This is a genomic window from Pseudoalteromonas sp. QJM3NY_12 (assembly GCF_056173165.1).
Genome location: NZ_CM149661.1, coordinates 2,382,447 through 2,397,893, shown reverse-complemented (window position 1 = coordinate 2,397,893; position 15,447 = coordinate 2,382,447). Strand labels below are relative to the sequence as shown.

14 protein-coding genes and 1 tRNA gene are annotated in these 15,447 nt (G+C 39.7%); 11 read left to right on the top strand and 4 right to left on the bottom strand.

Annotation, left to right across the window (positions count from 1 at the left end):
- Positions 1-64 precede the first annotated feature (64 nt).
- The gene (locus tag AC0VZ5_RS11225; RefSeq protein ID WP_054201683.1) at positions 65-1,219 is read left to right on the top strand and encodes a serine hydrolase domain-containing protein; all 1,155 of its coding nucleotides are present in this window, start codon (positions 65-67) and stop codon (positions 1,217-1,219) included.
- Positions 1,216-1,707, top strand: coding sequence for a SixA phosphatase family protein (locus tag AC0VZ5_RS11220; protein WP_475472870.1), 492 nt, complete (start codon positions 1,216-1,218; stop codon positions 1,705-1,707). The genes AC0VZ5_RS11225 and AC0VZ5_RS11220 overlap by 4 nt, the downstream gene beginning before the upstream one ends.
- 55 nt (positions 1,708-1,762) lie before the next feature.
- Here AC0VZ5_RS11220 and yhbY read toward each other — a convergent pair whose 3' ends face one another.
- Positions 1,763-2,059, bottom strand: a complete 297-nt coding sequence (gene yhbY, locus AC0VZ5_RS11215; RefSeq protein WP_008112687.1) for a ribosome assembly RNA-binding protein YhbY — start codon at positions 2,057-2,059, stop codon at positions 1,763-1,765.
- 88 nt (positions 2,060-2,147) lie between these two features.
- Between yhbY and rlmE the strand changes: the two genes are divergently transcribed.
- From rlmE to AC0VZ5_RS11175, 8 genes are all read left to right on the top strand, one after another.
- Positions 2,148-2,777, top strand: a complete 630-nt coding sequence (rlmE, locus tag AC0VZ5_RS11210) for a 23S rRNA (uridine(2552)-2'-O)-methyltransferase RlmE (protein WP_010388002.1) — start codon at positions 2,148-2,150, stop codon at positions 2,775-2,777.
- A gap of 66 nt (positions 2,778-2,843) precedes the next feature.
- Positions 2,844-4,817: an ATP-dependent zinc metalloprotease FtsH gene (ftsH, locus tag AC0VZ5_RS11205; RefSeq protein ID WP_256729743.1), complete on the top strand. Its 1,974-nt coding sequence runs from the start codon at positions 2,844-2,846 to the stop codon at positions 4,815-4,817.
- Positions 4,818-4,922: 105 nt separating this feature from the next.
- Positions 4,923-5,768: a dihydropteroate synthase gene (folP, locus tag AC0VZ5_RS11200; RefSeq protein WP_475472866.1), complete on the top strand. Its 846-nt coding sequence runs from the start codon at positions 4,923-4,925 to the stop codon at positions 5,766-5,768.
- On the top strand, positions 5,768-7,117 hold the full coding sequence (glmM, locus tag AC0VZ5_RS11195; protein WP_178956386.1) for a phosphoglucosamine mutase: 1,350 nt from the start codon (positions 5,768-5,770) through the stop codon (positions 7,115-7,117). Before folP ends, glmM begins: the two co-directional genes overlap by 1 nt.
- Positions 7,118-7,189: 72 nt before the next feature.
- Complete coding sequence (gene tpiA, locus AC0VZ5_RS11190; RefSeq protein WP_178956385.1) at positions 7,190-7,939, top strand: triose-phosphate isomerase; 750 nt, start codon at positions 7,190-7,192, stop codon at positions 7,937-7,939.
- Position 7,940: 1 nt separating this feature from the next.
- The gene (gene secG / locus AC0VZ5_RS11185) at positions 7,941-8,294 is read left to right on the top strand and encodes a preprotein translocase subunit SecG (RefSeq protein ID WP_010388009.1); all 354 of its coding nucleotides are present in this window, start codon (positions 7,941-7,943) and stop codon (positions 8,292-8,294) included.
- Between the two features lie 77 nt (positions 8,295-8,371).
- Positions 8,372-8,456 (top strand) — tRNA-Leu (locus tag AC0VZ5_RS11180).
- A 250-nt stretch (positions 8,457-8,706) separates the two neighbouring features.
- Entirely contained in the window at positions 8,707-10,332 is a 1,626-nt protein-coding gene (locus tag AC0VZ5_RS11175) for a methyl-accepting chemotaxis protein (RefSeq protein WP_024602066.1), read from the top strand.
- A 104-nt stretch (positions 10,333-10,436) separates the two neighbouring features.
- On the opposite strand, the gene AC0VZ5_RS11170 is transcribed toward AC0VZ5_RS11175, so the two are convergent.
- The 3 genes from AC0VZ5_RS11170 to AC0VZ5_RS11160 all read right to left on the bottom strand — a co-directional run bounded on the left by AC0VZ5_RS11170 (position 10,437) and on the right by AC0VZ5_RS11160 (position 12,841).
- Positions 10,437-10,844: a phosphate ABC transporter substrate-binding protein gene (locus AC0VZ5_RS11170; protein ID WP_475474757.1), complete on the bottom strand. Its 408-nt coding sequence runs from the start codon at positions 10,842-10,844 to the stop codon at positions 10,437-10,439.
- Positions 10,845-10,856: 12 nt separating this feature from the next.
- On the bottom strand, positions 10,857-12,002 hold the full coding sequence (locus AC0VZ5_RS11165; RefSeq protein ID WP_475472863.1) for a porin: 1,146 nt from the start codon (positions 12,000-12,002) through the stop codon (positions 10,857-10,859).
- A 242-nt stretch (positions 12,003-12,244) separates the two neighbouring features.
- Positions 12,245-12,841 (bottom strand): LuxR C-terminal-related transcriptional regulator, encoded by a 597-nt coding sequence (locus AC0VZ5_RS11160; protein WP_178956384.1) that lies wholly within the window; start codon positions 12,839-12,841, stop codon positions 12,245-12,247.
- Between the two features lie 373 nt (positions 12,842-13,214).
- On the opposite strand from AC0VZ5_RS11160, the gene AC0VZ5_RS11155 reads away from it, so the two are divergent.
- Complete coding sequence (locus tag AC0VZ5_RS11155; protein WP_024602070.1) at positions 13,215-15,437, top strand: TonB-dependent receptor; 2,223 nt, start codon at positions 13,215-13,217, stop codon at positions 15,435-15,437.
- Positions 15,438-15,447: the final 10 nt, after the last annotated feature.

The following is a 15,447-nucleotide window of genomic DNA, read 5'->3' as shown; positions in this document are numbered from 1 at the left end:
TCCGAGTAAAAGTTCATGATATTATAACGGTTGATTATGACTAAAAAAGAAAAATTAGCTAAGAATGAAGTATTTTAACACCTTACCCTTTTACTTTTTTGCCGTGCTCCTTATCGGGACGCATTTACAGGCGAGCGCAAGCACAGATCCTGATTGGGAAGCATTTGTTAAAAGTTATGGACGCTATACAGAAAAAAAACTAAAAATAAAAAAAATCCCAGGAGGGGCGCTATCCATTGTCAACTCACAAGCACGTGACTACATCCATACTATGGGCAATACAAAGGTGCGCGGTGGGCAAAAAATTAACCCGCACACTCGATTTCGTTTAGCCTCCGTATCGAAAACATTTGCAGGGTCGTTAGCGGCTAAACTCGCAAATGAACAGCGGCTCAACCTTTATTTACCTGTTAGTTATTATTTACCGGATTTTAAGCAAACTGACTATAAAGATGATTTAAAAGTTTTTCATATTTTAAGCCATTCTAGTGGGCTAGTGCCTAACGCTTACGATAATTTAATCGAATCGCGGATGGGTTATAAGGACATTGTTGAAAAACTATTGAGTGTTAAACCCATTTGTGACCCTGGTGATTGCTATGGCTATCAAAATGTAATGTTTAGCTTAATAGACGACGTAATTTTAAAAAGTACCAACAAAACCTATACCCAGTGGCTTAATGAGGCGTTTTTTACTCCCCTAGAAATGAATGATGCTAGTTTGGGTTACGATGCCATGGTGCAGGATAATAACTATGCACACCCTCACGTGCGTGGAAAAAAACGTTGGTATAGCGCCCGCTTAAAAAAGAATTATTATAAAGTTGCACCCGCGGCAGGGGTAAACGCCAGTGCGTCAGATATGGCTATTTGGTTAAATGCGCAATTAGGGCAATATCCATCGGTATTATCCTTAGATGCATTGGCCACGCAAACACGCCCTTATACTCATACTAAAAAAGAACGCTACAGACGAGTATGGCGAGAGCACATGAACGAAGCCTACTATGGGCTAGGCTGGCGTGTGTATGACTATGATGATGAAACGCTTTATTATCACAGTGGTTGGGTGCAAGGCTACCGCAGTGACTTAGTGGTTTTTCCGCACTTAAATGTAGGGTTTAGTTTAATTTTAAATGCAGAAACTGGGCTCATTAATGAGCTTACTACGGAGTTCATAGACCGTTTATTGGCATACAAACGAGGTAAAAAACAATGAGTACATTGATAAAATCAGCATGGGCAGTATTACTATTAATGCTATGCAATCCTGCTTTTGCTGAGCCTGAACAGCTTTATTTGTTTCGTCATAGTGAAAAACAAACAGGCAATGATCCATTTTTAACAGAGCAAGGGCAAGTACGTGCTGAGCATTTGGTTTCGCTAATTAAAGCCCATCCAGACATTACGTTATACAGTAGTAACTATAACCGAACATTAAGTACTGCAGCGCCTTTAGCTAGGTATTTTAATGTTAAAGTTATAACTTATAATGCTGCTGATTTAACGACATTGAAAAATCAGTTGTTAGCACAAAATGGTGTTGTGGTGGTTGTAGGGCATAGTAATACCACACCGCAATTGGCTTCGTTATTGAGTAACCAAACTATTGAAAATATGAATGAGGGGCAGTTCGGGCACTATTATTTGCTGAGTAAGTTTGAGGATGGTAACTACAGAGCAAAGTTGCGAATAATGGATTTTTAATTATATATAAAAAAACCAGCCACGGCTGGTTTTTTGTATCATTTATAACGGATTGTTAGCCGCGAGGTAACTGAATTTTTTTCTCAGGGCTTTGACGGTAAAGCACAATCGTATGGCCGATTGTTTGTAGTTTGGTAGCTCCTGTTTCGCGAACAATGGCATCAAAAATAAGCTTTTTTGTTTCACGATCGTCAGTTGGCACTTTCACTTTAATTAATTCGTGAATTTCTAATGCGCTTTGGATTTCAACTACTACGCCTTCGGTTAAACCGTTAGAACCTAGTAAAACTACAGGCTTAAGGCTATGTGCCTGGCCTTTTAAAAACTGCTTTTGTTTGTTTGATAATGTCATGATATTACAAATTTTGCTGAATATGGCTTGAATTAAGGGTATTCTAACGCCATCTAGAGAATATTACTAATTAGTTGCGTGTTAATTTATGACAAATAAAAAACAGTCAGCCAGTTCACAGCGTTGGCTTAAAGAACATTTTGATGATAAATATGTTCAAGAAGCGCAAAAAAAAGGCTGGCGCTCTCGAGCTGTTTTCAAATTAGACGAAATCCAAAACAGAGATAAGTTATTGCGTCCAGCAATGACAGTGGTTGATTTAGGCGCAGCCCCAGGGAGTTGGTCACAATACTTAGCAGAAAAAGTAGGTGACAAAGGCCAAGTGGTTGCGTGTGATATTTTACCTATGGATTCATTAGCGGGTGTTGACTTTTTACAAGGTGACTTTCGTGAAGAGGCCGTACTTGATGCATTGTTAAAACGCATTGATGGTAAAAATGTAGATGTGGTATTGTCTGATATGGCACCTAACATGAGTGGTAATAACTCGGTTGATCAGGCGGGGAGCATGTACTTGGTTGAGCTTGCACTTGATATGTGCCACCAAGTTTTAAAGAAAAATGGCGCGTTTATTGTTAAAGTATTCCAAGGTGAAGGCTTTGATCAATATTTGCAAGATGTACGTAATAGTTTTAAAGCAGTGAAGATACGTAAACCGGATGCCTCGCGTCCCCGTTCTCGGGAAGTATATATAGTAGCGACTGGATACAAACTGTAGTACAGTTGTTTGGCGTTTAGTTGAATTTAAATTAATTGGATACAAGAGGTTAACCCCTTGAGCGATATGGCGAAAAATCTAATACTCTGGCTGGTTATTGCAGTTGTGCTTATGTCAGTATTTCAGAGCTTTAATGGCGGCGATCAAGTTGATCGTCAAACAAGTTACAGTCAATTTGTTAAAGATGCCCGCAGTGGCTCTATACAAGAAGTGTCTATTGAAAGTGGCAGTGGCACAATTACTGGCATAAAAAATAGCGGCGAGCGTTTTCAAACGATTATGCCGATCTATGATAAAGATATTTTAAATGATTTGTTAAAAAGCGATGTAAATGTCAAAGGTGTAAAACCTGAGGAACAATCGTTTTTAGCAAGTATTTTCATTTCTTGGTTCCCTATGATTCTGCTAATTGGTGTGTGGATTTTCTTCATGCGTCAGATGCAAGGTGGCGGTGGCAAAGGCGCCATGTCATTTGGTAAGAGTAAAGCCCGCTTAATGAGTGAAGATCAAGTCAAAACGACTTTTGCTGATGTAGCTGGCTGTGATGAAGCCAAAGACGATGTAACCGAGCTGGTGGACTTTTTACGCGACCCATCTAAATTCCAAAAATTAGGTGGCAGTATTCCTAAGGGCGTACTTATGGTCGGTCCTCCTGGTACAGGTAAAACATTACTTGCTAAGGCGGTTGCCGGTGAAGCAAAAGTGCCATTCTTTACTATTTCAGGTTCTGATTTTGTTGAAATGTTTGTGGGTGTAGGTGCATCACGTGTACGTGACATGTTCGAACAAGCTAAAAAAGCAGCGCCCTGTATCATCTTCATCGATGAAATCGATGCAGTAGGACGTAAACGTGGCGCAGGTATGGGTGGCGGTCACGATGAACGTGAGCAAACGCTTAACCAAATGCTAGTTGAGATGGATGGCTTCGAAGGCAATGAAGGTATTATTGTTATTGCTGCGACTAACCGTCCGGATGTTTTAGACCCAGCATTACTTCGCCCAGGCCGTTTTGATCGCCAAGTTGTGGTTGGTTTACCAGATATTCGTGGTCGTGAACAAATTCTAAAAGTACATATGCGTAAAGTACCTTTAGGTGATAACGTTGAAGCGGCAGTGATTGCTCGTGGTACACCTGGTTTCTCAGGTGCAGATCTTGCTAACTTAGTGAATGAAGCGGCTCTTTATGCAGCACGTGGTAATAAACGTGTTGTTAGTATGGCTGAATTTGACGCTGCAAAAGATAAAATCATGATGGGTGCTGAACGCAAGACCATGGTGATGAGCGAGCAAGAAAAAGAAATGACAGCTTATCATGAAGCAGGTCATGCCATTGTTGGGCGTATGGTTCCAGAGCACGATCCTGTTTATAAAGTATCTATTATTCCACGTGGCCGTGCGCTAGGTGTGACGATGTATTTACCAGAGCAAGACCGTGTTAGTCATTCAAAAGAGTTACTTGAGTCTATGATCTCTAGTCTTTATGGTGGCCGTATTGCTGAAGCCATTATTTATGGTGAAGACAAAGTAACTACCGGTGCAAGTAACGATATCGAACGTGCAACTGACATTGCTCGCAAAATGGTTACACAATGGGGGTTAAGTGAAAAGCTAGGCCCATTACTTTATGCTGAAGATCAAAATGAAATGTACATGGGTGGCGGCGGTGGTCGTTCTATGAGCATGTCGGATGAAACAGCAAAAGTAATTGATGCAGAAGTACGCTTGTTTTCAGACCGCAACTATCAACGTGCAGAATCAATATTGAAAGAAAACATTGATATTTTGCATGCCATGAAAGACGCACTGATGAAGTATGAAACCATCGATGCCAAACAAATTGATGACTTAATGGCGCGTCAGCCAGTACGTGAACCACGTGATGCGCATGACCGACATGAAGCTAAATCAGAAAAAGAAGATGTTTCTAAAGATAAAGCTGTTGATGAAATACAAAAACCAACTAGCGAATCTAAAAACGACGACTCTAAAAAAGATGAATCTAAAAAAGATGAAACAAACCTTGATGATAAAGCTGAATAATCGTTAAAATAACAAATCCAAAAGCCCCGAATTTCGGGGCTTTTTTGTATCAGTTTGCTGTAATTAACTCAAATTACACTTAACAAACACATATTAAGGTTAGCGATGAATAATAAAATTAACCTTGCACGTGGTCGAGCGCTTGATCTCAGCGAACCCATTATTATGGGAATAGTAAACGTTACCCCTGATTCATTTTCAGATGGTGGCCAGTTTTTTAATATTACAGCTGCACTCAAACATGCAATGCAATTACTTGATGACGGCGCGACTATTTTAGATATCGGCGGTGAATCTACACGCCCGGGTGCTCCCGATGTCAGCCTTGAAGATGAACTGCAGCGCGTTATTCCGATTATTAAGGCTATACGTGAGCATAGTGATTGCGTTATTTCAATCGATACCAGTAAATCCGAAGTCATGCGTCAAGCCATTGAAGCTGGTGCGGATATTGTTAATGATGTGCGAGCATTACAAGAACCTGGTGCATTAGAGGTGGTTGCTCAGTATCCTGACGTGGTCGTGTGCTTAATGCATATGCAAGGACAACCGCGAAGTATGCAAAACGACCCTCACTATAATGATTTAGCAAGCGAGATAAATGACTTTTTTAACCAGCGCATCGCTGCATGCGAAACTGCTGGTATAAGACAAAGCCAATTAATATTAGACCCTGGTTTTGGCTTTGGAAAAACACTTAAACACAATTATCAAATATTGTCTCAATTTAATGACTTTGCCCAGTTTGGCTTACCGCTGCTGGCGGGTTTATCACGTAAGTCAATGATTGGTAATTTACTCAACAGAGATACAGAAAATAGATTAGCTGGTAGTTTAGCTGGCGCATTAATAGCAGCACAAAACGGTGCGCATATTATTCGTGTGCATGATGTAAAAGAAACCGCAGACGTGCTTGGCGTATATCAAGCCTGCAAACAAGGAGTACTTTAATGCAAGAAAGAAAATATTTTGGCACAGACGGTGTGCGTGGTCTAGTTGGGCAAGGGCCTATTAATCCAGAATTTGCAATGAAATTAGGCTGGGCTGCAGGGCGCGTATTATCACAACATGGCACAAAAAAAGTCATTATTGGTAAAGATACTCGTATTTCTGGTTATATGCTTGAAACTGCATTGGAGTCTGGTTTAATTGCAGCCGGTATTGATGTTATTTTGCTTGGTCCTATGCCAACGCCTGCCGTTGCATATTTAGCGCAAACGTTTCGCGCAGAAGCGGGTATTGTGATTAGCGCATCTCATAATCCTTATTACGATAACGGCATTAAGTTTTTTAATGGCCAAGGCTTAAAACTAGATGATGTTGTAGAGCTGCAAATAGAATCCATGCTTGATGAACCAATGACATGTGTTGCCTCTGATAAGCTAGGTAAAGCAACACGCCTATCAAGCGCTGATGGCCGCTATATTGAATTTTGTAAAAGTCAGTTTCCACAAGGTTTATCACTTGAGGGGCTTAAAATAGTCCTAGATTGTGCCAACGGTGCAACGTATCACATAGCGCCTTCAGTTATGCGAGAGCTAGGCGCTGAGGTGATAACCCATGCATGTGAGCCTAATGGGGTAAATATTAACCATGAATGTGGCGCAACTCACGTAGATACACTAAAGCGTAAAGTACTTGAGCATAAAGCGGATGTAGGTATTGCCTATGATGGCGATGGCGACCGTGTAATGATGGTAGACCACAATGGCCGCGTATTTGATGGTGATGATTTAGTTTACATTATTGCCTGCCAAGCTGCCCAAGATGACAACTTAGGAGGGGGGGTTGTTGGTACTGTCATGTCTAATATGGGTCTTGAAAATGCCTTAAAAGCAAAAAATATTGCTTTTGCTCGTAGCAAAGTGGGTGACCGTTATGTGATGGAACTACTGCAGCAAAAAGGTTGGAAAATTGGTGGTGAGAGCTCAGGCCATGTTTTAAATTTAGACTTAATTAGCACTGGCGATGGCATTATTTCAAGCTTACAAGTGCTTGCTGCTATGGTGGCTCAAAACCGTACACTTCAAGATTTAGGCGCTGGATTTACTAAGTACCCAATGAAAATGATTAACGTGCGATACACTGCCGGTACCGATCCAACTCAAGCACCAGAAGTACTTGCTGCAGTAGCTGAAGTAGAGCAAAGCTTAGCAGATAAAGGCCGTGTATTACTTCGTAAGTCAGGTACTGAACCTGTTGTACGAGTGATGGTTGAAGCAGAACAAGAAAAAATAGTTATCGATAGCGCACAAAAAATAGCAGCGGTTGTCGAATCTATGAGCAAACAAACTGATTGATAACAATAACCTCTTGTAACTTTGGGCGAGTCGAGTTAATATCTCGCCCGCTTTCTAATGTGGAGTGGAAAAATGGCAACACGCAAGGCGATGGTCGCGGGCAACTGGAAAATGAATGGTTCATTAGAACTTGTTGAACAACTGTCTGATGCTATTAACGATGTTAAATCTTCTGAAGTAAGCATTGTTTTATTTCCTCCGTTTCCACTGATATCAGCAATGGTCGCCAGTGGTGTAACTACTGGGACACAAACTGTTTCAGAGAATACGCCAGGTGCCTTTACTGGTGAAGTAGATGCCCAGCTAATTAAGCAATTAGGTGCAACATATGTACTGGTTGGTCACTCAGAACGCCGCAGTATATATAAAGAAAGCAACGACACCGTAGCGGCAAAATTTGCTCGCGCACAACAAGTAGGTTTAACGCCTATTTTATGTGTTGGAGAGAGCGAAATAGAGCAAGAAAACGGGCAAACAGAACAGGTAGTTGCTGCGCAGATTGACGCAGTAATTAATAAATTAGGTGTAGCAGCACTGAAAGAATCTGTGATAGCATATGAGCCCGTTTGGGCTATAGGCACAGGTAAGACTGCATCGCCTGAACAGGCACAAAGTGTTCACAAATTTATCCGTGACAAGATTGCTTCACTAGACAGCGATTTAGCACAAGGGCTAACCATCTTATATGGTGGTAGCGTTAATGAAAAAAATAGCGAATTATTATTTGCACAAACAGATATAGACGGCGGCCTAATTGGTGGCGCCAGTTTAAAAGCAGAATCATTCACTGCTATCTGCAATAGTGCAAAAGGGACCGTATAAGATGTACGAAATTTTATTAGTAGTGTATTTAATTGTAGCGTTAGCGCTTGTTGGTATGGTTTTGATCCAGCAAGGTAAAGGCGCTGACATGGGCTCATCATTTGGTGCAGGCGCATCGTCTACTGTTTTTGGTTCTTCAGGAGCCGGTAACTTTATGACGAAAACGACAACAACTTTAGCAACTATCTTTTTCGTGTTAAGTATTGTTTTAGGTAACCTAACTGCCGGTCAAATCAAAAAGACTGACGAATGGGAAAACTTAGAAGCGGCTCCAGCTGTTGAAACTGTAACGCCAGTTGAAGAAGATGTTCCAGTAACATCTACAAAAGAACAAAGCTCTGACGTACCAAATTAATTTAGTTTAAATTGTTAAGTTGCTCTCTTTCCTCAAGTTAGCTTTAAGACTTAACGCTAAGCAATAGCTTAAAAAATGCGGATGTGGTGGAATTGGTAGACACGCTACCTTGAGGGGGTAGTGCTTTCGGGCGTGGGGGTTCAAGTCCCCCCATCCGCACCAAATATAAAAACCAGTAACAGCAATGTTACTGGTTTTTTTGTGTCCGAAATTTAAAATATTAAACAACTCTTTTTGGATTAATGTTGAACATTGAGTAGAACACTCTATATTTCAATTGTTGGTGTTTATAAAAGAATACTGTTGTATATTTAATTTTATGTATAAAAAACGTCGAAAGTTAAAAATAAAGTTAACATTTTTCTATATTAAGCCGATAATAACTATAGATAATTAAACGGGGTAAATTAATATGGCTTCAGGTTTCTCTTTTAAAAACCTCAGCATTACTAAAAAAATACATGCAATTACATCTATAGCGATAATCGCATTCTTAGTAATTGTTTTGGTTAATTACTTTGCTATGAACGAAAATCGCATATCACTTGATGAAATGGAGAAATCTTCTTATAAAGTAGCTAAATTAACCTTGGCCAACGTAAGCATCTTAGAAAAGTTAGATGAGTTATACACTCAGGCTGTAACCTTTGGCGAGCAAGAGTTAGTAACAAAAGCGAGTGAAACTTATCAGCGGCTCATTTTGAATTTGGACGCAATAGAAACAATTAATGGATCATATATTGATAGCGACACAAAAACGCGGCTAAAAAATTATGAAAAGATATCTGCAACTATCGCCAATGGCATGGTTAATGGCACGGCTGATTTTAGTAAAATACAACAACAGGCGCAGCTTAAAACAAGCCTTTTCGAGGCGGTTTTAACCAGCTTTAAAAACGCACAACAAAAAGCAGATGATCGCTTTTTCCAGCTAGTTGCCAATACAAAAGCGCGCTCAGATGACGCGCTTAATCTAATGTTAGTTGTGGCGGTTGTATCATTAGTATTGCTTTTGCTTATGGCTATTTGGATTGCGCGTAATATTGGTTCATCAGCCAGTGATGCTGCTAATAACCTAAGCCTTTTAGCAAGTGGTAAAGGATCATTAAGCACCAAGCTTGCTGTTAACTCAGAGGACGAGATTGGTCAGGTATCTATAAACTTTAATGCTTTTATTAGCCTGCTGAGAGAAACTGTTTTAGAAGTTATCGCGGTATGTGAACCGCTAATGGAAAATTCAACCCGTCTTGTGCAAGGGATGGAGCGAGCAGAGCGAGCAACCACTAAACAAACCACCGATGCCGATGTTGTTAAGCAGTCGATGGAAGAGATGAAGCAAAGCGTTGGCGATATTTCACAATCAGCAGCGAGCGCATCTAATGCTGTGCAAACAGCAGAAAAAGAAGTGGATCAAAGTCGTGTACAAGTCAAAATGTCAGTTAATGCGTCGCGCACGTTAAGCGATGAAATTAATATAGCGGCGAACACCATTAATAAATTAGCCGATGACACTAAAAATGTATCGCAAATACTCAATGTAATTACCTCCATTGCCGAACAAACAAACTTGTTGGCGTTAAATGCTGCAATTGAAGCTGCGCGTGCAGGTGAGCATGGTCGTGGCTTTGCTGTGGTAGCAGATGAGGTCCGCGAGCTTGCATCACGCACAGCACAGTCAACTAATGAAATTCGTGAGTTACTAAGTACATTAAGTGTGGCTGCCAATGAGTCAGTAACGGCTATGACTTCTGCAAGAGACATGGCCACAGATAATGCCAGTGCAGCAGAGCAAACCGGTGTCTCGATTGAAAAAATAGCAGAGCAAATACTAGAAATTAATGGGATGAACTCGCAGATTGCAGCAGCAACTGAAGAGCAAACCTCAGTGGCCGCGATGGTAGTAGACAACGTATCGAATATGCATGTTTCATTTGAAGATACGATGAGTTCACTCAAAGCGGTAAGAGATGTGGCAAAAAACTTACATTACCTTTCAGATAATCTATTAGATGCAACTGCTAAGTTTAAAATTGAGTAGTCGTTATGGCTAAATTTTAAGGTTTTATGACGGTTGTAAATAATAGGCATAAAAAAGCCCGCAACAAAGTATTTGTTGCGGGCTTTTATTTTTAATTTAGCAGGTTAATACTTACCTACTACTTTAACTTTATCACTTGCTTTGGCGCTGTCTATATAGCCAATTGCATCTGCATTAGCAGCAACAAAATCAATCACAGCTTGGTCATTATCAAGTTTACCTGGAGGCGTGCCTTTGCCAGTAAAAACTAGCTTTGACCAATAAGCATTTAACTGGCTGCCTGATTTGCCAACAAGTTTGTCGTTAAACTCATCTGCCACTGCAGTACCATTTTGGTTAACAGGGTTTACTTTGGTGCCATCAGCAAACGATTTGCTCTTGCCAAGGTATATTTTTTTAATATCGTCTTGGCTTACTGTATTGGCATTCACTGGGTTAACGATTACTGCAACTTCAGCAAATGCTGCAGTACTACATAGTGTTAGCATACTGGCTAAAATTAATTTCTTCATCATTTGCTCCAATTAAAATACTAAATCAACGCCAACGGCAACTACGTCAGTTTCAGTATTTGAGATATCATCTTTTAGGCGGCTAAAGTCTACTTTCAAGGCAGCCATTGGGTGGAAGTCATAACGAGCACCAATCGTGTATACATTACTCTTAGCTTTAGAGCCCTCCAAAACTTGGTTAAGCCCAGCATTTAACGGCGGTACATTTGGTAGTGCATTATAACGATTACTATCATGCTCATCATCGTTGTTTTCATAGGTTAAATGAACAAGCCATTCGTCCATACGGTAGCCTAAAGATGTGTAATATTGAGTTTGCTTAGCGAGCGCACTGTTATCTACTTCAAACTGTGTGTATTCAGCGTCGAACAAGATATTGTTGTAATCAATTGAAAAGCCAAGTGCTAAAAATGCACCATCGTCTTCGTCAATAGCAATACTGTTTGCTTGATCAACAAAACCTGAGCTACGAAGGGCTTGCTCTAAACCATTAAGCGCCATACCTTCGGCTGTATCATTTTCAATATCAATACTTGTTTCGGCAACAAAGTAAGCAGCGCGAGCACTGAACCAATCGTAACTTAATGTCCAGTTTAATCCTGCAATATCATTAAGTTCAGTATCCCCATTTACTGATACAACCGCGATATTATCGTCGAAGCTTCCGTAAATAACCTGAAGGGTAGAGTCCCAATCACCAAGTTGAGTTGTATGTAATAGGCTTAGGCCTTCATAGGTTGAAAACGGCAAGTTATATACAGACTGAGGTGGGCGCACCCAGCGATAGGTATAGCCAACATCTAAAAAATCAGAGTAGCGATAAAACGGTGCACGCATTTTACCAGCACTGATTTGTAATTCGTCAGATATTTCATAAGTTAAGTATGCCCATTCAAAGTCGGCGTCAAAGTCATTTTCGCCGCGAGCTACTATCTGCGCTGTAGCGGATAGCTTCTCTTGCAGGTCAGCGGTTAGCTGAAGTGCAAATACGCTTTCATTTTTAAATGAAATATCATCATCATATCCATATAAAGTTTGATCACTATCGAGTGACTTACCACCGACAATAGAAGCAAACCCATTAATACGAACTTCAGCACTCGCATTGCTTGTGGCAAGTGCGCAACAAATTGCTACTGCAACTGATAGTTTTTTCATTGTGTATCCTATTTAAATTTCATGTGTATCCCGTTGCAGTATAAGATGAGTATTAACTTTTTTCTAATTAAAATTAATAAATTAAGTCCTTTTTACTGCTTTTTTGCAACAAAAAGGCATGGCCGTGATTGAAAAGTAAGGTTTTTTTATTTTCAGGTAATGTAACTAATTGACTTGTTTGAGTTATTTATAATGAGATGATATTTACTACAGTAGCCATTAAGTAGTAATTATTTTTTAAGTTATGAACGCGAATTCATATTTTTTAGATTATCTTGGCACCAACGAATTGCCTGCTGTTTATTCTTGACCGCTATTTTTTTATAAATTTTATGTAAGTGCACTCTTACCGTAGCTTCACTTATAAATAAGCTGTCAGCAATAGCACTGGAATGAAGCCCACTGAAAAGTAGGTTGAGTACTTTAATTTCTTTATCGGTTAGGTTATTTGTTTGCAAAGCAGTTTTTTGCTCTGAATCGAGCATTTGGCGCATCCAAATATCACTGATAGTACGTGGAAACCACAACTCCCCTTGTTTAATTGCTTCTAACCCCCTGTTAAATAGTTCCTCATTGGTATCTTGATAGAAAAGGCCTTTCAAATTTGGCCATTCTTTAAGTGAAGCAGCATCAGTATTTTTAGGAATATTAAAGATAACTAACCCTTGGTAATTATTGGTTTGCATAAAATGACTCAAAAGTTCGTAATTTGTAAGGCTATTGAGTGCTGAATGACAGACTAATAATATGCCGTTATTCAATGTAGTAAAAAATAATGGACTATAATGGTTGTTGTTAAAAAGCATGTTAGCTGATTGCGTGGTCTGTTTTTTTGTCATGCTTTTCACCTAAAAATGATTCTGTAGTATATTTAAATATAAAGGGTGTTTGGATATTGTCATAATCTTAAATAGCTTTAATGTGTTTTTCGCAACAAAGCGCATATTCAATTAACAAATAATACTGGTGGTAATTAATGTTAAAGTATTAATTTAAAGCTAAATTTGCATTGCTATTTAGGTAAGTTGGCTAAGCTTAAAAAGATAAAAATAAATTTTTACGTAAACTAAAGTTAAATGTACATATTGTAGCGTTTTTGTAATATAATAAACTCCCAGAGGAAAGATGCATCTAACGCATCTTTTTTTATGCCTACAATTTATGTTTACACAGCATAACGCATAATTAAATTAATACCCTTTGGAGAAGACCTTGAAATTACGCACCCTCTCACAGTTAAGTTTAGCGGTTATTGCAGCCCTAACAACTTCCGCAAATGCACAAGAAGCTAAAACGACAGCCAAACAAGACGCGTTTGAAAAAATTGAAGTGACAGCTCGTAAACGTACAGAGAGCTTGTTCGAATCTCCAACTGCGATTACATCAATAGGTGCTAACCTTATTGATAAAGCCAATATGGGTAACTTAGAAGATATTGGTAAATACGTTCCTAACTTAAACATTACTCGTTATGGTGTTGGTAATGCTGCACATGCCTCAGTGTTTATTCGTGGTATTGGTTTGCAAGATCACATTATAACAACCGATCCAGGCGTAGGTGTTTACCTAGATGGTGTTTACTTAGGTCGTCAAATGGGGTCTAACTTATCACTTCCTAATGTAGAGCGAGTTGAAGTTCTACGTGGGCCACAAGGCACACTTTATGGCCGTAACACATTAGGTGGTGCAGTAAACGTAATTACTAAACAACCTGGTGATGAAGGTATTCTAACAACAACCGCTAAAGTGGGCAGTCGTGGTCGAGTTGCGGGTGATATTTACTTTAATAATGCACTAACTAACGATCTAAGCATGTCAGCCAGTGCGTCATACAAACAACGTAATGGGGTAGGTACGGCAGTAAACTTGGCTAACCCTGAAAAAGAAATTGGTGAAGAGCAAGAGTTTAGTGGTCGTATAGCACTTAAATATGAAGCAACTAGTGATTTAGCGTTTACTTTCTCGCTAGATGGCGTTGATAATGAGTCAGGTCAATCACCTTATACTATTGAACTGACAGATTCATTAGATTCAAATGATGTCTTTAATGGCGATTTCCCATTATTAACTGAAGACTTAATTCCTCAAAACCCTGATGATTTAGGCACAACGGTTGCCGGTATTGAGTCAACTTCATATTCTGGTTGGGGTACGTCATTTACAGCTGATTGGGCGATTAATAACACATATACAGCCAAGTTTATCTCAAGCTACCGTACTTCTGAATATGAAGGTGGTTTAGATGATGATGCATCACCACTTAACTTATCTGAGTTCCCAGAAGTGGGCGGTGCAGATCAATACTCTTTTGAACTTCAGCTAAACGCCACGTTTGATAAAATGGACTTTGTATCGGGTCTATACTTCTTTAATGAAGATGGCTTTACTCGCTCTGAAGATTTTGTATTTAGCCCGTTTAATACACCAGATGGTGTGCTAAATGATGGTGTTACTCCTTCATTTGGTGGCTTTGGATTTTTTGAAATAAATCAAGAAACAAACTCATACGCAGCTTACATTAACGGTAGTTACGATTTAACTGATGATTTAACAATCGGCGGTGGCCTTCGTTACTCAGAAGATAAAAAAGATGCGAATGCCATTTTCCCAACCTTCCCTGAGCGTAAAGACATTAGTGCAGACTTTAATGCAGTAACATGGGACGTTAATGCTTCATACCAGCTTAGCAATAATATGAATGTATACGGTCAAGTGCAAAAAGGTTACCAAACAGGTGGTTTCCCACCGCGCCCATTTGGTGGTCCGGATCAGTTTGTATCGTTTGATGAAACCAAAGCAGTTAACTACGAGATTGGTTTAAAGGGCCAGGTACATGAAAATGTATCTATGATGCTTGCAATGTTTGTTACTGACTACACTGATTTAGCACTGCCATTCTCAGATCCAACCGCGGGCGGTGGCTTTGTAACTATCGTTGAAAATGCAGGCCAGTCTAAAGCGCAAGGTATTGAGCTTGAAACCACAATTGCACTAACCGACGACTTTACTATTCGCACTGCAGTAGGTTACTTAGATTCTGAAATTACAGAAGTAGCTGAAGGTGTACAAGGTATTGGTAAAGGTGACTCACCAGCACTGACACCTCGTTGGACGGTGATGGTTGCTCCATCTTACTTTGTTGATTTAAGCAATGGTGGCACGGTTGCATTAAATGCCAACTACTCGTACCGTAGTGAAATGCAAGGTCAGTCAGTTTTCAATAAAAGTGAAACGATTGATTCGCGTGAGCTAGTTGGTTTTAATATTTCTTACACTAATCCATACGGCGATATGGAAGTAACGCTATATGGTGAGAACGTATTAAACGAAGTTTACGATGTAGGTCGCCTGCAGCAAACTGGTTTTGTTGGCGTAATGCGCAGCAATGACCGTAGTGAGTTTGGTTTAAAATTCAAAAAAGACTTTGAACTATAATCCATAATTT